The organism is Streptosporangium sp. NPDC050284, assembly GCF_044459525.1.
Lineage (GTDB): Bacteria > Actinomycetota > Actinomycetes > Streptosporangiales > Streptosporangiaceae > Streptosporangium.
This window is the reverse complement of sequence record NZ_JBITIZ010000004.1, coordinates 472,111-489,848: the sequence shown is the minus strand read 5'-3', so window position 1 is coordinate 489,848 and position 17,738 is coordinate 472,111. Positions and strand designations below refer to the sequence as shown.

General features: G+C 69.2%; 15 protein-coding genes and 2 pseudogenes. 9 read left to right on the top strand and 8 right to left on the bottom strand.

From position 1 onward, the window contains the following. Nucleotides 1-5 precede the first annotated feature (5 nt). Nucleotides 6-248 carry a DUF6343 family protein gene (locus ACIBH4_RS13175; RefSeq protein ID WP_362513878.1) on the top strand — a complete coding sequence of 81 codons (243 nt, stop codon included), beginning with the start codon at nt 6-8 and terminating at the stop codon, nt 246-248. A gap of 192 nt (nt 249-440) precedes the next feature. Here ACIBH4_RS13175 and ACIBH4_RS13170 read toward each other — a convergent pair whose 3' ends face one another. The 3 genes from ACIBH4_RS13170 to ACIBH4_RS13160 form a co-directional block, all read right to left on the bottom strand. Beyond that, nucleotides 441-965 carry an SPW repeat protein gene (locus tag ACIBH4_RS13170; RefSeq protein WP_362513883.1) on the bottom strand — a complete coding sequence of 175 codons (525 nt, stop codon included), beginning with the start codon at nt 963-965 and terminating at the stop codon, nt 441-443. Between the two features lie 523 nt (nt 966-1,488). Further along, nucleotides 1,489-2,580: a DUF5685 family protein gene (locus tag ACIBH4_RS13165; protein ID WP_362513888.1), complete on the bottom strand. Its 1,092-nt coding sequence runs from the start codon at nt 2,578-2,580 to the stop codon at nt 1,489-1,491. A 168-nt stretch (nt 2,581-2,748) separates the two neighbouring features. Continuing rightward, nucleotides 2,749-3,360: a TetR/AcrR family transcriptional regulator gene (locus ACIBH4_RS13160; RefSeq protein WP_362764992.1), complete on the bottom strand. Its 612-nt coding sequence runs from the start codon at nt 3,358-3,360 to the stop codon at nt 2,749-2,751. Nucleotides 3,361-3,441: 81 nt separating this feature from the next. Here ACIBH4_RS13160 and ACIBH4_RS13155 point away from each other — a divergent pair, with 81 nt between their 5' ends. Further along, nucleotides 3,442-4,182 carry an SDR family oxidoreductase gene (locus ACIBH4_RS13155; protein WP_362513899.1) on the top strand — a complete coding sequence of 247 codons (741 nt, stop codon included), beginning with the start codon at nt 3,442-3,444 and terminating at the stop codon, nt 4,180-4,182. A gap of 109 nt (nt 4,183-4,291) precedes the next feature. Here the strand turns inward: ACIBH4_RS13155 and ACIBH4_RS13150 are convergent, their stop codons facing one another. Both ACIBH4_RS13150 and ACIBH4_RS13145 read right to left on the bottom strand, forming a co-directional pair. After that, nucleotides 4,292-6,913, bottom strand: a complete 2,622-nt coding sequence (locus tag ACIBH4_RS13150; RefSeq protein WP_362764995.1) for a BTAD domain-containing putative transcriptional regulator — start codon at nt 6,911-6,913, stop codon at nt 4,292-4,294. A 37-nt stretch (nt 6,914-6,950) separates the two neighbouring features. Further along, a pseudogene (locus ACIBH4_RS13145) lies at nt 6,951-7,157 on the bottom strand (hypothetical protein); the annotation flags it as partial. Nucleotides 7,158-7,375: 218 nt separating this feature from the next. On the opposite strand from ACIBH4_RS13145, the gene ACIBH4_RS13140 reads away from it, so the two are divergent. Both ACIBH4_RS13140 and ACIBH4_RS13135 read left to right on the top strand, forming a co-directional pair. Then, nucleotides 7,376-7,537: a hypothetical protein gene (locus ACIBH4_RS13140; RefSeq protein ID WP_362513909.1), complete on the top strand. Its 162-nt coding sequence runs from the start codon at nt 7,376-7,378 to the stop codon at nt 7,535-7,537. Nucleotides 7,538-7,735: 198 nt separating this feature from the next. Beyond that, nucleotides 7,736-9,691: a Xaa-Pro dipeptidyl-peptidase gene (locus ACIBH4_RS13135; protein WP_362513913.1), complete on the top strand. Its 1,956-nt coding sequence runs from the start codon at nt 7,736-7,738 to the stop codon at nt 9,689-9,691. A gap of 50 nt (nt 9,692-9,741) precedes the next feature. Here ACIBH4_RS13135 and ACIBH4_RS13130 read toward each other — a convergent pair whose 3' ends face one another. Beyond that, nucleotides 9,742-11,001 (bottom strand): MFS transporter, encoded by a 1,260-nt coding sequence (locus ACIBH4_RS13130; protein ID WP_362513918.1) that lies wholly within the window; start codon nt 10,999-11,001, stop codon nt 9,742-9,744. A 306-nt stretch (nt 11,002-11,307) separates the two neighbouring features. Beyond that, nucleotides 11,308-11,889: a TetR/AcrR family transcriptional regulator C-terminal domain-containing protein gene (locus ACIBH4_RS13125; protein WP_399172038.1), complete on the bottom strand. Its 582-nt coding sequence runs from the start codon at nt 11,887-11,889 to the stop codon at nt 11,308-11,310. 70 nt (nt 11,890-11,959) lie between these two features. On the opposite strand from ACIBH4_RS13125, the gene ACIBH4_RS13120 reads away from it, so the two are divergent. Beyond that, nucleotides 11,960-13,195 carry a beta-ketoacyl-[acyl-carrier-protein] synthase family protein gene (locus ACIBH4_RS13120; RefSeq protein ID WP_362513925.1) on the top strand — a complete coding sequence of 412 codons (1,236 nt, stop codon included), beginning with the start codon at nt 11,960-11,962 and terminating at the stop codon, nt 13,193-13,195. Nucleotides 13,196-13,358: 163 nt separating this feature from the next. Here the strand turns inward: ACIBH4_RS13120 and ACIBH4_RS13115 are convergent, their stop codons facing one another. After that, on the bottom strand, nt 13,359-14,171 hold the full coding sequence (locus ACIBH4_RS13115) for an MBL fold metallo-hydrolase (protein ID WP_362765000.1): 813 nt from the start codon (nt 14,169-14,171) through the stop codon (nt 13,359-13,361). Nucleotides 14,172-14,391: 220 nt separating this feature from the next. Between ACIBH4_RS13115 and ACIBH4_RS13110 the strand changes: the two genes are divergently transcribed. The 4 genes and pseudogenes from ACIBH4_RS13110 (at nt 14,392) to ACIBH4_RS13095 (ending at nt 17,727) form a co-directional block, all read left to right on the top strand. Beyond that, nucleotides 14,392-15,765, top strand: a complete 1,374-nt coding sequence (locus ACIBH4_RS13110; RefSeq protein ID WP_362765003.1) for a helix-turn-helix transcriptional regulator — start codon at nt 14,392-14,394, stop codon at nt 15,763-15,765. A 70-nt stretch (nt 15,766-15,835) separates the two neighbouring features. Beyond that, nucleotides 15,836-16,219 (top strand): annotated as a pseudogene (locus tag ACIBH4_RS13105) (AAA family ATPase); the annotation flags it as partial. Between the two features lie 147 nt (nt 16,220-16,366). Then, the gene (locus ACIBH4_RS13100; RefSeq protein ID WP_362765102.1) at nt 16,367-17,131 is read left to right on the top strand and encodes an AAA family ATPase; all 765 of its coding nucleotides are present in this window, start codon (nt 16,367-16,369) and stop codon (nt 17,129-17,131) included. After that, nucleotides 17,128-17,727, top strand: coding sequence for a DUF4276 family protein (locus ACIBH4_RS13095; protein WP_362765006.1), 600 nt, complete (start codon nt 17,128-17,130; stop codon nt 17,725-17,727). Before ACIBH4_RS13100 ends, ACIBH4_RS13095 begins: the two co-directional genes overlap by 4 nt. The last annotated feature ends 11 nt before the right edge of the window (nt 17,728-17,738 follow it).

Genomic DNA, 17,738 nt, shown 5'->3' with positions numbered 1-17,738 from the left:
GTCCCATGAAGGAGCAGCCAGGTACGCACGACCATCCGAAGAGCGCGCTGAACCTGCGGCTCATTCTGGCGATCTTCGGCCTGGTGGTCTGCACGGTTCTGGCGGTGTTCGCGGCACAGGGCGGATTCACCCTGCTCACCGTGGCCCTCGCCGTCCTGGCGGCCGTCGCGGTGGTGGACATCGTGGTGGTCGGGATCAGGATCGTCCGCAGGCGCCGACGCGGTGAGCGGCACACTCTGTTCGAGTGAACCGTCCGCCCCGGCCTTTTCGCCGGGCTCCCCGCCTTCTTGGTGGGCCTTCTTGGTGGGTTCGCGGCCGGGGACGGATGAGCCCGAAGACGACGGAAGCCCGGCCGAGGCCGGGCTTATCCGGAGACGGTGCTCTCAACCCGGTCCCTGGCCGGGTTGAGCAGCCGTCGCGCTGATCTCACATCCATCTGTTTATGGCCTGTTGGGGAAGTCCGGCCGGTTGGGCATGTCCGCCCGACCGGGCATGTCTGTCCTGTGGGAAGTGTCTCCTCGGTGGGAGGTGTTTCCCTTGTGTGACATTCCGGCCATCTTCTTGGTACCCATCGCCACCGCTCCCAGGCCGAGCAGGAGGATGACGATGCCGGTGACGACGTTGTTCCAGATGCTCCCCCTCGTCGCCGAGCCGGTGATCCAGGGAGCGATGATGGTCCAGATTCCGATGACCGGCGCGACCCAGCTGACCCCGTAGGTCCGGCCGTAGGCGGACGCGAAGGCCAGGGCCAGCGCGGCGACCACGATACCGGTGACGAGGTTGCTCACCGAGAGCCTGGACAGGCCGTTGAAGCCGACCACCCAGGGTGAGATCGCCAGATACAGGCCCGCCAGAAGGCCCAGTCCTTCGATGGCCTGGGCCACCGAACTGGAGCCCGCTCGTTCGTACCTCTCCCGCATCTCGATGAGATCGGGGTGATGTTCCAGGCTTGCGGGTCTCGTCATGACCCATGCCCCCTTCCGGTTTCACGCGAAATACGATCCGCTGTGAAAGCGAACTCCTACCGATATACCCGACATAAGCTCCAAACAGCCCAAATGGCCACAAATCTAGATAATGAAATCCTTAGGTTACGGAGATCCGAAGTAGTCCTCAGGCGCGCTGTTCCGGTCTTACACCCATGGACCGGGTATCGGCGGCGCTCCGGGAACCGACGTTGCGACCCCTCTCAGGGGCGATGAGGACCCTGGCCGAAGCTGAACGAGTACAACGAGTACATGGCCCTGGGAAGCACGTTGTGACCCCTCCTGGGGAGATCAGGACTCCGCAGGCGAAGCGAAGGAGGTGACCTGGCTTGGCCTGTCCTCGTCGCCTCCGCCTGGGCCGCCACTCAGCCCGTCTCCTGCTGACGGACCCCTCTGCCGCAACCGGACACGACCGGGACGGCTAAAACACCGCCCCGGGTCCAGAAAGCAGCGCGCCGGTCTGGCGGACCGAACTGGGGGGCCGGGCGGGTGGAGGCGTCTGTCAGCAGTCGCAACTGCAGTTGCAGCACTCGCAGCACCCGGAGCAGCCGTTGCAACACTGCCCGCAGGCGTCGCAGCCGCTGCCGTCGCAGCGCTCGCCGCACGACCTGTAGCGGTCCTCGTCCCACGGCGGCCGGTACAGTCCGCAGGTGCAGCAGGCCGCCGACATGCACAGCAGCGACAGCAACCCGCCGGGATCCGGCTTCAGCCGCGGGTCGCGAGGGGGTGCCTCGGGGCTCTCCCGCTCGGCCTCGCCGAAGACCCGGTCGACGGCACGGCCGGTCTCGGCGACCAGCAGGGCGTTGACGAGGCGACGTCGTTCCAGGTCCAGTTCGGCCACCGCGAGGCGCAGTCCGTGCGCGGCGTCGTCGCAGTGCCGCCGCGCGGCGGCCAGGTCGGTGCCCGAGGCCGTCAGCGGGTTGTAGGCTCCGCGCTCGCGATCGCGGGCGAGGTCCTCGACGGCGTCCAGCAGGTGTGCCAGGCGGCCGAAGTAGCGTCCGGCCTCCTCCAGGGTCTCCCGGTTGTGCGGCTTGCCGGCCAGTACGGCGGTGTGCCCGAAGGCGGCGGCGACCGCGGCCTCGGTGGGGGCGGTGAGCTGGAGCAGGCTCGGGTTCGGCAGGCGCTCCAGCCGGGTCTGCTCCTCGACCGCGGTGAGGAGTGGGGTGGGATCGAATCCGAGGGCGGCGGCCGTACCCGATCCGGCGGCCGACCAGCGGGCGGCCACCCGCCCCGCACCGGCCGCCACCAACCGGCGGGCGTAGATGCCGTCGCCGTCCTCGACGTGGTCTTTGACCTTTCCCGCGGCCAGGATCAGCGAGACCGCGGCGGCCAGCCGTACCCCCTCGGCCTGGGCGACGTCCGCGCCCTTGAACCCGCGCAGCGCGCAGGCGGCCGCACGTCGGTACGGTGAGGGGGCCGGTGCCTGTGCCTCGGTGAGTACGGACACCAGCAGACCGTCGTAGTTGGTCACCAGCCGGGAGGCGTGCCCGTGCTCATCCCGCAGGGCCAGGCAGAGCCCGCACAGGTGCGCCATCCACTCCTTGAACAGCCCGCCGCACATCCCGTGCCTGCATGGGCGAACGATTCCAAACATATGCCCCTCTTCCGCCTGCGACCGGTGCCCAGCCTGACGGTCCCCACTTGTCACACACTTGCGGATGGCGGATCAGCCCGCTGAAGCGCCCATGCCGCTCGGTTGCCTGGACTCATTATCGGGGCCGCAAAACGTACATTATCGGGCTGATGTTTCCTGTAAGCCGTTTTATCGGGCACCACCGATCCCGGCCAGCAGGTTCCGGACGAGGGCCTCGGCGAACTCGTCGGTAAGGGGCTGGTCGGGGATGAGGAGACGGTGGTAGCAGGCGCCCCAGAGCTGGTCGACGACCACCTCGGGGTCGACGTCCTCGCGGAGTTGCCCGCGCCGCTTGGCGCGCTCCAGCGCCTCGACGGCGAGTGCTCTGCGCGGTGCCGAGTAGCGCTCGCGAAGGAGCGCCGACAGCTCGGGGTCGGTCTGGGCGTGGCCGACGAGCTCGGGCATCACGCGCCCGGCCTGGGTGTCGCGCATCAGGTGGACGAAGGCCCGCAACTGCGCGGTGAGGTCGGCGGCGATGTCGCCGGTGTCGGGGAAGGCCAGGGTTGGGCCGACGGCGTCGAAGTAGCCGTCCAACGCGAGCGCCCCCTTGGAGGGCCACCACTTGTAGAGCGTCACCCTGCTCGCGCCCGCCAGCGCCGCGACCCGTTCGATGGTGAAGGCGGCCATCCCCTCGGTGAGCAGGAGTTCGCCGGCCGCCCGCAGGATCTCGCGGCGAACCTCGGCGGCCGGACGGCGTCCGCGTCCGCGACGTGCGGGTGCGGGGGATTGCTGCGTCACCATCTACCTCCACGAGATATGGACATTGTGTTTATATCCATATATATACATAGTGTACACAAACTCTTGGAGGAGTGACCGATCATGAGCAGCACAGCAGCCCGCGTCGCCGTCGTCACCGGAGGCTCACGCGGCATCGGGCGTCAGGTCGTGGGCAGGCTCGCCGCCGACGGCTACGCGGTCGTGGTCAACTACGCGAGCAACGACACCGAGGGCAAGGCCGTCGTCGCGGAGGTCGCCGACAAGGGTGGCCAGGCGATCGCGGTCCGAGCCGACGTCGGCGACGAGCGGGCGGTCGCGGAGCTCTTCGACACGGCCGAGCAGACCTTCGGCGGCGTCGACGTCGTCGTGCACGCCGCCGGGATCATGAACCCGCCCACCCCGGTCGCCGAACTCGACCTGGACGTGCTGGACCGCGTGCTCCGCGTCAACGTACGCGGCACCTTCGCCGTGGCCCAGCAGGCCGCCAGGAGGCTGCGCGAGGGCGGCGCGCTGATCACCTTCTCCACCTCGGTGATCGGACTGGCCGCTCCCGGTTACGGCGCCTACGCCGCATCCAAGGGCGCCGTCGAGGGTCTGACCCTCATCCTCGCCCGCGAGCTGCGCGGCAGGGACGTCACGGTCAACACGGTCGCCCCCGGGCCCACCGCCACCGACCTCTTCCTGGAGGGCAAGGACGAGGAGACCGTCGCCAGGCTGGCCGCCCAGCCGCCGCTGGAGCGGCTGGGCCGACCTGCGGACATCGCCGAGGCGGTTGCCTTCCTCGCCGGCCCCGCCCGCTGGGTCAACGGTCAGGTGCTGCGGGTCAACGGCGGACTCGTCTGAGCCGAAACCGGTCCGGAAGGGCTGAGCGGAGGACCTGCCGCTCGTCGTACATCGATCCAGGGCGGAGACGACACCGCTCATCACCGTGGTGGTCGTCGGCCGTGCCGGCTCACGGGGGTGCGCACGCGAGGCCGATGACGTCGGTGTTCCTCGCCCCCCGTTCGAAGGCCAGGGAGTATCCGCACGCCCCGAGCGCGTTCTTCATCAGCCGTTCGGCCTCGGCGTGGGCGTCGTGAAACGGCCGCAGGCCGATGAGCGCCACCCCGGTCGTGCGCCGTAGCCGGTGCGCGGCGCCGAGTAGTTCGGCGGCGCGGTCGTGACGGCCGGTGGCGGCGATGGTCCAGGCGAGTGTCTCAAGGCCCCACACCGGTCCCCAGCGGTCGTCGATGTCGTACTGGCGGCGCAGCGAGTCGCGGAACAGGGTGGCGGCACGTACCGGGTCGCCGTGGCGCGACTCGGCGAGACCGAGGCCCCACAATGCCCAGGAGTGGGCCCAGGTCCCGCCGAGGGCTTCGGCGTCGGCGAGGTAGGCCTCGGCGGCGGTGACGGCGAGTTCCCGGTCTCCGAGGAAGGCGCAGGCCATCGCCCAGAGCATGGTCGCCATGTGGGCGTCACCGATCGCGCCGTCGGCGAGGAACCGGTCTCTCGCCTGCGCCAGCAGCGGGATGGAGCGAGGGCTGCCGTGGACGAGCATCGCGTGGGCGCCCTCGACGCAGGTGACGGCGGCCGGGACGTCGGTGTCGGGAAGCTGTGCGGCGAGGCGGCGGCAGCGGGCCATGAAGGCGTCGGCACCCTGCCTGTCGCCCTGGCAGAGGGCGATCCAGGCGACCATGGCCACCGCGCCGACCTGGAGGGGGTCCGGCCGGCGAGGAGAGAGCGCGAGTCCGCGCTCCAGCCAGTGGCGGCCCTCGCCGATGGTGCTGCTGAAGAACCAGAACCGGGTCCGGGTGAGGTTGACGGTGATCTCCAGCCCGCTCCGCGCCTCGCCGGGCTCGGTGAGGCAGAAATCCAGCGCGGCCCGCAGGTTGGGGAGCTCCTGCCGCAGCCGCGACAGCCACCCGACCTCGCGGGGGCCGCACCAGTCGGCCGCGGCCCGTGCGGCGGTGCTCCGGTAGTGGTCACGGTGACGCCGTCGCATCACGGTCTCCTGGCCGAGGTCGATGAGACGCCGCCTGCCGTACTGGCGGATGGTCTCCAGCAGGCTGTAGCGCGTGCTGCCGTCCTGGCCGTTCACGACGAGAATCGACTTGTTCGCCAGGCCCGTGAGGATGTCGAGGACTTCGTGGCGGTCGACGCCCGTCCCCGAGCACACCGCCTCGGCCGCCTCCAGGTCGAACTCGCCGGCGAAGACCGACAGCCGGGCCCACAGCAGCCGTTCGTGCTCGGTGCACAGGTCGTGGCTCCAGTCGACGACGCCGCCCAGGGTCCGGTGGTGGCGGGGGGAGTTCTCGGCGTCGGTGTCGGCGAGCAGCCGGAACCGGTCGTCCAGCCGGTCGAGTATCTCCTGGGCGGAGAGCGTTCCCAGCCGGACCGCGGCCAGTTCGATCGCGAGTGGCACGCCGTCCAGCCGTCCGCACAGCTGTGCGACGACGTCGCGGTTGTGCCGCGTGATCCGGAAGTCCGGTGCCGAGGCCGCGGCGCGGTCGGCGAGCAGCTTTACCGCCTCGTAGCGGGTCAGCGCCGGCTCGGGGTCCGCGTCCGCCGGCGTCATGGGCGGTACGGAGAGGGGCGGCACCGGCAGGACGTGCTCGCCCTGGACGCCGAGCCGCTGTCGGCTGGTGGCGAGCACCCGCAGACCGGGCGCCGCGCGCAGGAGCGCGGTCACCAGTGTCGCGGCGGCGTTCACCAGATGCTCGCAGTTGTCCAGCACCAGCAGCGCCCTGCCGTCGCTCAGGTGCTCGACGAGGATGTCCAGACAGGGGCGCGCGGACTGGTCGCGGATTCCGAGAGCCTGGGCCACGGTCCGGTCGAGCAGAGCGGGGTCGGTCAGCGGGGCGAGGTCGGCGATCCACGCCCCGTCGGGGAAGGCGGGCGACACCCGCGCGGCCAGTCGCAGCGCCAGCCGGGTCTTGCCCACCCCGCCCACCCCGGTCAGCGTGACCAGGCGGCTGGTCTCCAGCAGCCGCGCGGCGTCGTCGAGCTGCCGCTGTCGGCCCACGAACGTGGTCATCTCGCCGGGGAGGTTGCCGGAAGATCTCCTGGCGGTGAGCGCGGGATCGTTGTCGAGAATCCGCTGATGCAGTTTCCGTACCTCCGCGCCGGGGTCGACGCCGAGCTCCTCGACGAGGACCTCGCTGAGGGAGTGGTAGCAGCGCAGAGCCTCGGCCTGGCGTCCCGACCTGCACAGCGCGAGCATCCGCTGCGCCCAGAACCGCTCCCTGAGCGGATACGCGGCGGTCAGCCGGCGCAACTCGGCGAGCACCTCCTCGTGGCGGCCCAGTGCGAGGTCGGCCTCGATGCGGGACTGGAGCGCGTCCAGCCCGCGCTCGGCCAGCACGGGCGCGACCTCTCGCCGCAGGGTCTCGGACGGCACGTCCTGCAGCGGCTCCCCGCGCCACAACCGCAGTGCCTCGGCCAGCAGCGCGGCGGCCCGCCTCCGTCGCGTCCGCGGCGGAGGCGGCTCTGGCGCGGAGGGTGAGGGTCTCGAAGCGGTGCAGGTCGAGCCGGTCGTCGGCCACCTTGAGCAGATAACCTCGCGGGCAGGTGAGCAGCGGGCCCTCGTCCCCGGCACACCCCAGCAGGCGTCTGATCCGCAGCACGTAGTTCTGCAGGGTGTTTCTCGCCCCGCCCGGCGGGTCGTCTCCCCACAGATGGTTCGTCAACGTCTCGACGGAGACCGTCTTGTTGGCGTCGAGCAACAGCGAGACGAGCAACGTCCGCAGCTTGGCCGCCCGGATCGGCACCGGGACGCCGTCCCGCAGCACCTCGAACGGCCCCAGAATCCTGAACTCGAGATCCGAGCCTCCCGTTTCCATTACTCAATGTAATCATAAAATCGCTGTTCGCGATCAGGGGTGTACGTCAAATGCGCCTTGGGTGCGCGGCAATCGCTTGGCGGGACGGGCTCCGGCGAAGGTTGATCGTAACTCTGAGTAATCGTCAGGTGGCCATCGGGTGAGTGGTGTGCAGGACGGTGTGCGTGACGGCGGGGCGGCACGTCCCGCTGATCCTCACGCGACAGGAAGGGCATCTCATGTTCAAGCGCGTAACCGGGATCGCGGCGGCGGTGATGGTCACCGCCGCTCCCGTTCCCGCCGGCGCGACCTCGTTCTCCCGGGAGCTCACGGCCGCGGCACGGGCCGCGGGCGCCTCGAAGGCGACGGCCCGCTCAACCTCGGGCGCGCTCGGTTCCTGATCTCCACGGGGTGGCCGATTCGCTGATATCTAGCTCGATATGTATCGAAATTATCTTGATCAAGACAGGGTGCCCATCCATAGACATTTCGTACTTCCTGCCCATAACATCAAGCCTTCTTGGGGCAGTCTTTACTGTCCCTTGAACTTTGGTCGGGGTTTTTTCCCGCCCCGAACTGATCGTTCTGGAAGGTTTTTGATGTCTGTACCACCTCTGGTGACGGGCCCTGAGGCGCCGGCCACCCTCCGTAGTTCGAGATCGGTGCGTCGCGGCGCGGCGGCGTTGGGTCTCGCCGTCGCCATGACCCTGGCCGGGGTCGCGGCGCCCTCGGTCTCCGTCGGCGCGGTCGCCGACCCCTCCGTCGGACCGGTCTTCGTGGACGGCATGGCCCAGCCGGTGTTCTCGTCGAACCGCAACGACTGGATCCGCGAGGAGATGTGGGTCGAGACCTCGATCGACAGTGACGGCGACGGGCGGAACGATCGGGTACACGCCGAGGTCACCCGACTGCGGGAGACGGAGACGGCGGGTCTGAAATCGCCCGTCGTGTACGAGGTGAGCCCCTACTACGCGGGCGGCAACGCGGTCGCGAACCACAACGTCGATCACGAGCTCCACGAGGCGCTCCGCCCCGGCAAGGGCTGGATGAACCGCGGTGGTTCGGTGAAGGATCCGGCGGCCGACGAGCGGCTCGCCGCCGCCGGTGTGGCCGAGGCGGCCAGGGATGACGAGGCCGTCACGGGCACCGGGCCGCAGCCCGTCATCAGCACCAGCCACGAGGCCAACTGGCTGCCTCGCGGTTTCGCGGTGGTACACGCCGAGTCGCTGGGCAGCGGTAAGTCCGACGGCTGTCCCACCACCGGTGGGCGCAACGAGACCATCGGCGCGAAAGCGGTCGTCGACTGGCTGAACGGTCGCGCGAAGGCGTACGACGCCGCGGGCAGGGAGGTCAGCGCCACCTGGACGACCGGCAAGGTCGGCATGATCGGCACGTCGTACAACGGCACCCTGCCCAACGCGGTCGCGAGCACCGGCGTCGAGGGACTTGAGGCGATCGTGCCGATCTCGGCGATCTCCAGCTGGTACGACTACTACCGCGCGAACGGCGCCGTCGTCGCCCCAGGCGGCTACCAGGGCGAGGACGCCGACGTGCTCGCGGAGTACGTCTACACCCGCGCGGACAGGCAGGTCTGCCGGAGCGTCATCGAAGGGCTCGCCAAGGAGCAGGACCGGGTCACCGGCGACTACAGCGCCTTCTGGGACGAGCGCAACTACCTGAACGACGTCGACAAGGTCCGCGCCGCGACGCTGGTCGCGCACGGGCTCAACGACTGGAACGTCAAGACCAAGCACGCCGCGCAGTGGTACGAGGCGCTCAAGGCGCGCGGAGTGCCGCACAAGATCTATCTGCACCAGGGCGGGCACGGCGGCTCCCCGAGCGTCAACGTGCTCAACCGCTGGTTCACCCGCTACCTGTGGGGCCAGCAGAACGGCGTGGAGAACGACCAGCGGGCGCTGATCCAGCGCGAGAACAGGACGCTGGTGGAATACCCCGAGTGGCCGGAACCGACCGCGGCGGACACCGAGCTCAACCTGGCGCCCAGCACGGACGGCACCGCGGGTGCCCTCACCGCCGACAAGACCCGCCAGGGCAAGCCGGTGACCGAGACGATCGTCGACGACGCCTCGAAGCGGGCACTGGCCCTCGCCGACGCGGTGACGTCCCCCAACCGCCTGGCCTACAAGTCGGGGGCGCTGACCGACGCGGTCCGGCTCAGCGGCACGCCGCAGGTGTCACTGCGGATGTCCTTCGGCCAGCCGGCCGCCAACGTCACGGCGCTGCTCGTCGACTACGACCAGAACGGCAAGGCGAAGATCATCACTCGCGGCTGGACGGACCCGCAGAACCGTAAGTCGATCTCGAAGACCGAGCCGGTCAAGCCGGGCAGCCCGTACCGCCTCGACTTCGACATGCAGCCGCACGACTACGTGTTCGCGGCGGGGCACCGCATCGGCGTCGTGCTGCTGTCGAGCGACTACGAGTACACCATCCGGCCCACCCCCGGGGCGAAGCTGCACCTCGACACGACGAAGAGCACGGTCACGCTGCCGCTCGTCGGCGGGGCGGCCTCGTTCACCGCGGCGAACGGTTGATCCGTCGCTCCCGTCGACAGGGCGGCCCGCCCTGTCGACGGGAGCATGCCTCATGAGGTGGCGGGCCCCGGGTGTTCGGGGGCGGACCGGCGGATGGGAGTGAAGAGCGCGACCGTTGCGAGCAGGAGGCAGGCGGTGCCCGCGAGCAGGCAGATCACGGTGACGCCGTAGCCGCCCGCGCCCCAGGTCAGGACGGCCGCGCCCACCGGGCCCAGGGAGAAGTGGATCGTCCAGAACGCCGAGGTGACGCGGCCGAGCAGATGGTCGGGGGTCACCTGCTGGCGCAGGGACATCGAGCAGATCCCGGCCACGCTGACGCCGCAGAGATAGACGGCCATCAGGGCGGCGATCACCGGGACGCGGCCCGAGAGGCCGACGCCCGCCATCGCGAGCCCGCTCGTCGCGAGGGCGCCGATCCAGGTGACGCCGAAACCGAGCCTGCGGCGGACGGGCGCCACGAGCACGGCCCCGGCGATCGTGCCCACCGCGGCGACCGCGAGGACCGTGCCGACGGTGCCGTCGGAGCGGCCCAGGTCGTGCTTCAGGTGGTAGATCAGCACATCGGTCATGCCGAGCGTGAAGAAGATGAAGAAGGAGAGCAGGATCGTCAGGGAGCGCAGCACCGGGTGCCGCCAGAGGAACCGGGCACCGGCCAGCATCTCCTGCCAGGGCCGCTGGCGCGGCGGCGCCGTCGCACCGGCCTCGGGCCGCTTGAACCGGACGAAGTACAGGGCCGCCGCCGACAGCGCGAAGCTCGCCGCGTTGATGGCGATCGCCGCGGTCGGGCCGAACTGTCCGGAGACCACGCCGGCGAGCAGCGGGCCGCCGACACCGGCCGCCGCCGCGGTCGCGTAGAGCCGCCCGTTCGCCTCGGTGATGCGGTCGCCCTCGACCAGGTTGCGCACCGCGGTCACGTAGGTGACCTGGAAGACCATCCCGATCGCCTCGCTGAGCGGCAGCACCACGTACAGCAGCCAGACCTGCGGGCCGAACGCCCAGACGAGCGGGATGAGCCCGTACAGCGCCAGGCGGGCGAGATCGCAGCAGATGAGCAGGGTCCGCCGGTCGAGCCGGTCGGCCAGGATGCCGGCGAAGATCCCGGCGAAGACCGACGCGGCACCGGCCACACCGGTCAGCAGGCCCATCTGCGCGACCGACCCGGTCACGTTCAGCACCAGCAGCGGGATGGCGATGTAGGCGAACGAGTCCCCGGCGACGGAGAGCGTCTGCGAGACCCAGAAGACGTTGAAGTTGCGATCGCGCCACAGCGGGCGCCCGCCCCCGCTCCCCGGCCCCCCTGCCTGTGCCACGAAGCGACTATCGCTCATCTCGGGCGGGCCTTTCCAGTGATTAAAGGATCATTTGGGAGCTGTTCCTGGGTGTGGATCTGGGTGAGGCCCGGTGGCGATCCGGCCGTGGCCGGTGGAACCCGGATGTGGCGCGCCTTGAGGTGACGGATGCCGAGCGGGCGTTGGTCGAGCCGTATCCGCCGGTGGCGGCTATCCGGTCGTTTCCTCGTCTTCGATCCGGAGCGCTATCGGCAGCGCGACACCCTCGCATTCCACCTCGGTGGGTGACGTGATGTTCGTGGTTGTGAACGGTGGATTTCCCGGGGTCTACCTCGTGCGAACCGTCAGGACCCCGGCGAGATCGATGTCGCTGGAGCGGCCGCCGAAACCGGACTCCGAGATCAGCCGAGCCCCCAGGACGGCGCTCCAGAAGGTCCGTGCCTCCACGAGGGCAGGGCGATCGATGACCCAGTCATGGCGCTCCAGGACCGCGGTGAGGTAACGCTCCGCCAGACGGAAGAGCAGATCGAGGTCGTGCTGCGCCAGCGGCTGCAACTCGGGTCGATGCCGTGTGATCGACATCGCCTGGACGGCGATCGGTACGGCCGGCAGCGCCAGCGCGGTGCGTGCCATCGCCTCGCGGAACGCCCTGGGGGTGCGCTGCCGGTGTCCGACCGGCTTGAGGCGTTCGGCGTCGCGGAGCAGCATCAGGAACGCCGCGTGGACGAACAAGGCGTCCTTGGAACCGAAGTAGTAGGTGATCTGGTTCGGGTGGGCGCCGGCCGCGGCCGCGATCTCGGCCACGCTCACGGAGCCGAAGTGCCGTCCGGAGAAGATCGTCACGGCCTGTTCGAGAAGCTGCGCCCGGGTGCGTCGACCGCGGCTTCGGGGGGGATCGCTCGTGGACATCCTATATTTGTATGCGATACAACTCCGCGAGATCAAGCTCGGACACCGTTTCCGTGGTGAGGAGATCGACATGAGCGTTCAGGACATCGTTGTCACCGGCCTGGGAGCGACCACACCTCTCGGCGGGGACGTCGCCTCTCTGTGGGAGGGGCTCCTCGCCGGGCGCTCCGGTGTCCGCCGGATCGACGACCTCGTGGCTCCGTTCGCCCACGCTGGCGAACTGCCCGTGAAGATCGCCGCTCCCATGGCGGTCTCCCCCGACGAGGTGCTGCCCCGTGTCACGACCCGGCGCATGGACCGCTGCCAGCAGGCCGCGCTCGTCGCCGCCCAGCAGGCCTGGGCCGACGCCGCCACGCCCGAGGTCGATCCGGACCGCCTCGCGGTGGTGATCGGCACCGGCATCGGCGGCATCAACACCCTCCTGGACCAGGACGATCTGATCGAGGAGAAGGGGCCTCAGCGGATCTCTCCCCTCGCGGTCCCCATGCTGATGCCGAACGGACCGGCCGCCTGGATCAGCCTGGAGTACGGTGCCCGCGCCGGTGCGTACACACCTGTCTCGGCGTGCGCGTCGGGCGCCGAAGCCCTCGCCTTCGCCGCCCGGCTCATTCGATCCGGCGAGGTCGACGTCGTCATTGCCGGCGGCACGGAAGCCGCCATCACGCCGTTGACCATCGCCGGTTTCGCCCAGGTGCGCACGCTGTCGAAGCGCGACGACGACCCCGAGCGCGCCTCACGGCCGTTCGACGTCGACCGTGACGGCTTCGTACTCGGTGAGGGCGCCGGTGTCATGATCCTGGAGCGGGCGGACTTCGCGGCCGCGCGGGGCGCCCGCCCGATCGGCCGGTTGGCCGGGTTCGGCATCACCTCGGACGCCCATCACATCACCGGCCCGGACCCGGCGGGCTCCGGCCAAACCCGGGCGATTCTCAGGGCCGTCTCGTCCGCCGGACTCCGACCGGCGGACGTCGATCACGTCAACTGTCACGCCACGTCCACCGTCGTGGGCGACGTCGGTGAAGCCTCCGCGATCCAGCGGGCGCTCGGGAACGACGTCGTCCTCACCGCACCCAAGTCCGGCCTCGGTCACCTCGTCGGCGCCGCAGGCGCGGTCGAGGCGATCATCACCCTGCTGTCGGTCGCCAACAGCGTCATCCCGCCCACCCTCAACCTTGACCGGAAATCCCCCGAAGTCGAGCTTGAGGTCGTCAGTGGCGAGCCCCGCAAGCAGCATCTCGGCGCGGCGGTGTGCAACTCCTTCGGGTTCGGCGGCCAGAACGTCTCTTTGCTCTTCACCGCCCTTTGACCGTGTCCGGACGAGGAACGGTCCGTAGAGCGGACCCGCTCCTCACCTGGCGCTGCGATGCACATCCGCAGTGCCGGAGTCGTACCGGCTCAATGGATCGGTGGAGAGTTGAAGGATTCCCGCAGGTGCGGCTTGAGGCTGAACCTCTTGCAGAAGCGCAGGGCTAAGGGGAGTCGTCCAGGGCGTAGGAGAGGTAGCGGTCGGCGGAGCGGCGGACGGCTTCGGCGCCGTCGGCGCGTACGATCCGCTTCCACCAGCCGCCGTAGACGCGGTCGAAGGCGTACGGCTCCAGCAGCGACAGGGCGCGGCGGATGGTCGCCGGACGCTCGGGGATCAGGTTCGGATAGCTGTACATGAAGCTGACCCAGCGGCGGTCCTGGACGACCTGGAGGATGTCGCCGGAGAACAGGGCGCCCCGGCCCTCCTCGGCGTCGCGCCAGTGCATGACCTGGCCGCCGACGAAGTGCACACCCGCGTTGACCAACATCACCCCTTCGAGGATCTCGTGGGTGTCGCCCTCCCAGAAGAGCACCGACTCGTCGGGGCGGGCCACCCAGTCGCGGTCGGCCGCGTGGAGGTGGATCGGCGCGTCGAAGGCGTGCGCCCACTCGACCATCGAGCCGTAGAAGTGCGGGTGGCTGATCGCGATGGCGTCGATACCGCCGAGCTCGCCGATCTGCCTGATCAGGTCGTCGTCGAGGTGGGTGACCATGTCCCACAGCACGTTGCCCGCGGGGGTGCGGACCAGCAGGGCGCGCTGCCCGATGGCGGTGGCGGGATCGGTGCCGATACCGACGACCCCGGTGCCCTCCTCGGCGAGGTGTGCCCTGTGCCCGCTCTCGCGCAACTCGTTGAGGGAGGTCCAGCGCTGGCCCTCCCAGCCGACGTACTGTCGCTCGTCCTCGCAGATCGGGCAGTCGTCCCGCGCCTCGGCGTACTGCACCCCGCAGGTGAGGCAGATGGGCAGATCGTTCACGACGTCCTCCGCTGATCGGCTGTTGGGGAATGGTACGGCGCCCTCCTGTGGCAGTCGTCGTTACGCCGCTCCGTGTGGCGCAGGGGGCGTCGCCGCCCGTCGCGGGGGTCGTCGTGTCGGCTGGTCGTTTTCTGGTCGTTTCCATTGGCGGGCTAGGTGTGAGGGACGCTTTTATTGACAATGGGTTGATGATTCATCGCTCTGGGTGACAGGAGTCGTCATGGATGAGGCGGGTCGCGGTGAGGGGCGTCCGGAGTTGGTGCGGGCCCGTAAGCGGATGGGGATGAGCCAGGACGAGATCGCGGCGGCGCTGTGGGTGTCGGCGACGACGTGGAGCCGCTGGGAGCGGGGGAGCCAGGAGATCCGTCCGGTGTATCGGGCGCGGATGGCCGAGGTGTTCGGGGTGGACCCGGCCGAGGTCGAGCGGTGGATCGAGGGCACTGCCCCGGTCGATACGGAAGCCTGGCTGATTCCGGACTTCAGCGACTTCTCGCTCGGGACTACGGTCAGGACGGCGGACCGTCTGTGGAGGTGTGACGTGGATCCGGAGCGGCGTCATGTGCTGGCCGCACTCCCGTTCGTGCCCGCGGCCTTTGCCAGCTGGCTGTCGGCGTGGAGCTATGGCGTCCCGGAGGCATCGGCGGCGTATCAGGGGGCGGGGCCGGTTGTCGGGCTCTCCGACGTCCAGCGGATCGTCGAGGCACAGCGGGCTTTTACACAGATGGATTATCAGTTCGGTGCCGGGCTGGTGCGTCCGGCGGTGGTGGACTATCTGAACACCGCCGTCGCACCGCTGCTGCGAGGTCGTTACGACGACAAGGTCGGAGCCGAGTTGATGACGGCAGCGGCAGGGATGACTCTCCAAGCAGGATGGACCGCCTTCGATCTGAACCGCCACGGCCAGGCCCAGCACTACTTCGGTCAGGCGCTCAAACTGGCGAAGGCCGGTGACGACTCGTTGACGGGTGCCTGGGTGCTGGCGACCATGACGCACCAAGCGATTCACCTGGAGCAGGATGCCCAGGGGGTTTGGCTGGCCAGAGCTGCCACTGACACGGCCCGCCGGGCACAGGCGCCTTCCCGAGTGATGGCGATGCTGCTGGTCGACGAGGCGCGGGCGACGGCCATGCAGGCGAGACCGGCCGAGACCGGTGACGGGCACAGCGCCAAGCAGGTCGAGCGGCTGCTCACCGAGGCCGAGCGGGCATACGCTCAGGGAGCCACCGACCGTGACCCGGCCTGGGTTGCCTGGGAGAACGAGTTCGAGCTGACCGCGAGGATGAGCAGGTGCTGGAAGCTGCTCGGCGACTACCGGAAAGCGGTCGGCTGCGCGGAGTCGGCGGTACGTGAGTTCACGGAAAAACGCCCTCGCTCGGCCCAGCTCAACCGGATGAGCGCGGCTGAGGCATACCTCGGCATGGGCGAGCTGGAACAGGCGGTCGACTCGGCTCGGGCCGCGATCCCGATGGCCAAATCACTGACCTCGGCCCGCTCCGTCGAACGCATCCGGAAGTTCGCCAAGCGCCTTGAGCCGTACGACACCATTCAGGTCCGGGAGTTTCGCGCCTATCTGGACAGTGAACTCGCCTCCTGAGGAGGTGTCCTCCGATCCGGCGCGCATCGTTCCCGGAGGGAGATCCAAGGGAGCCTGGAACCAGACCGCCATGCCGATCTCCGGACCGGTCGAACCGCTATCGTGGTGCCGGTTTCCTGGCGGAACGCAGGTGGGCGCCGGTCGTGGCCGCCGCCGCAGGACAGATCGAGATGGCGGGGGTGTGATGGGGCAGGCCGTACCGTTTCTGCGACGTGTGAAGGCGAAGAACTATAAGAGCATCGCGTCGTGTGATGTCACCTTCACACCCCTTCTGGTGCTGCTCGGCCCCAACGCGGCGGGGAAGAGCAATTTCCTTGACATGCTCAGTTTTGTGGCGGACGCGCTGGAGATGACGCCAGCCGACGCCCTGATGAGGCGCGGTGGCCTGGATGAGGTGAGCCGACGAGGTCAGGGAGATACGGAGGGCTTCGGTATCTTGCTGGAGTTCGTGATCCAGCCGGATGAAGAGCCGCTGTCAGTCACGTACAGCTTCACCATCAACCGGGACCCTGCCGGTCGCCGTCCACTTCTGGTGCTCGGAGAGCAGTGCCTCGTCCGGGGAACGCGACCGCAGTCGAGTTTCAAAGAAGCCGGCTTCGTCATGACCCATGGCTTCTTCAACAAGAAAGGCGAGGGCGGTGTCGAGCCGGACCGGCTCTATCTCCCGCTGGCCGCCACCCAGGGCGTTTTCAGCGAGGTCTACCGCAGCCTGCGCCGCATGCTCTTCTATCACCTGGACGTGGGCCTGATGCGACAGGTTCAGTCCAGGTCCGCCGGGATCACGCTGGACGACGCCGGAAGGCAACTGGGATCGGTGCTCGGGGCTCTCACACAGCGGTATCCGGCGTTCAAGGCGCGGATCGACGACTACATGGGCGCCATCGTTCCCGGGGCCACCGGAGTCGATCAGCGGCTTCTGGACACCTACTCCACCGTCGAGCTTCTCACCCGTCACGCGGACCGAGAGACGGTGTTCGGTCCTGAGGCCATGTCCGAGGGGACGCTGCGTGCGGCGGGGCTGCTGGCCGCACTGTTCCAGCCTGCCGTACTCGAAGGTGAGGCGACCCTGCTGGGAATCGAGGAACCGGAGACCTCACTGCACCCGGCGGCGGCAGGAGTGCTGTTCGACGCGCTGAGCGAGGCGAGCGAGCACGTCCAGGTGGTGGTCACCACGCAGAGCGCGGACCTGCTCGACCGCGACGACTTCGATCCGGCGTCCGTACGCGTCGTGACCATGACGGACGGGCTCACGACGATCGGCGAGATCGACGACGTGAGCCGCCGCCTCGTCAACGACCGGCGAGCCACCATCGGAGAGTTGATGCGCGGCAACCAGCTCCGGCCCAGCACCGGGGAGGCCGAATGACCGGGGCGGTCACCATCGCCGCCATCGTCGAGGGAGAGGGGGAGGTCGCCGCGCTTCCCGTCCTGCTCCGCAGGATCGCGGAGGAACTCTCGGTCTGGGCGGTACGGATTCCGACACCGCGCCGGGTTCCGCGCTCCAAGCTGGTCGCTCCGGGAGGGATCGAGAGCGCCGTACTCCAGGCCTCCTACCAGGTCGACGGGCGAGGCGGGATCCTGCTGCTGATCGATGCTGACGACGACTGTCCCGCGACGACCGGTCCGGCGCTCCTGGAGCGGGCCCGGCGGGCGCGGGGTGATCAGGAGATCTCGATGGTCCTCGCCAACCGGGAGTTCGAGGCGTGGTTCCTCGCCGCAGCCACCTCGCTCGCGGGCCGACGAGGACTGGCGGACTCTCTCGAACCACCCGCTGATCCCGAGGGGCCTCGCGATGCGAAGGGATGGCTCTCGGCCCGTAAGACCGACGGCACCTCCTACCGTCCAACGGCTGATCAGGCGGCCCTGACCGCGATTTTCGACATGGCACAGGCGCGCAAGAACGCGCCTTCCTTCGACAAGTTCTGGCGGGATGTCGAACGCCTCATACGGAGCGGTCTGTAGGCGACCGAGCT

Excerpts from the sequence above, each read along its gene's own strand:
- ACIBH4_RS13175 (WP_362513878.1), top strand. The coding sequence starts at position 6 with ATGAAGGAGCAGCCAGGTACGCACGACCATCCGAAGAGCGCGCTGAAC.
- ACIBH4_RS13095 (WP_362765006.1), top strand. The coding sequence starts at position 17,128 with ATGACCGGGGCGGTCACCATCGCCGCCATCGTCGAGGGAGAGGGGGAG.
- ACIBH4_RS13155 (WP_362513899.1), top strand. The coding sequence starts at position 3,442 with ATGAGCAGCACAGCAGCCCGCGTCGCCGTCGTCACCGGAGGCTCACGC.
- ACIBH4_RS13100 (WP_362765102.1), top strand. The coding sequence starts at position 16,367 with ATGACCCATGGCTTCTTCAACAAGAAAGGCGAGGGCGGTGTCGAGCCG.
- ACIBH4_RS13120 (WP_362513925.1), top strand. The coding sequence starts at position 11,960 with ATGAGCGTTCAGGACATCGTTGTCACCGGCCTGGGAGCGACCACACCT.
- ACIBH4_RS13140 (WP_362513909.1), top strand. The coding sequence starts at position 7,376 with ATGTTCAAGCGCGTAACCGGGATCGCGGCGGCGGTGATGGTCACCGCC.
- ACIBH4_RS13135 (WP_362513913.1), top strand. The coding sequence starts at position 7,736 with ATGTCTGTACCACCTCTGGTGACGGGCCCTGAGGCGCCGGCCACCCTC.
- ACIBH4_RS13110 (WP_362765003.1), top strand. The coding sequence starts at position 14,392 with ATGGATGAGGCGGGTCGCGGTGAGGGGCGTCCGGAGTTGGTGCGGGCC.
- ACIBH4_RS13160 (WP_362764992.1), bottom strand. The coding sequence starts at position 3,360 with ATGGTGACGCAGCAATCCCCCGCACCCGCACGTCGCGGACGCGGACGC.
- ACIBH4_RS13170 (WP_362513883.1), bottom strand. The coding sequence starts at position 965 with ATGACGAGACCCGCAAGCCTGGAACATCACCCCGATCTCATCGAGATG.
- ACIBH4_RS13125 (WP_399172038.1), bottom strand. The coding sequence starts at position 11,889 with ATGTCCACGAGCGATCCCCCCCGAAGCCGCGGTCGACGCACCCGGGCG.
- ACIBH4_RS13165 (WP_362513888.1), bottom strand. The coding sequence starts at position 2,580 with ATGTTTGGAATCGTTCGCCCATGCAGGCACGGGATGTGCGGCGGGCTG.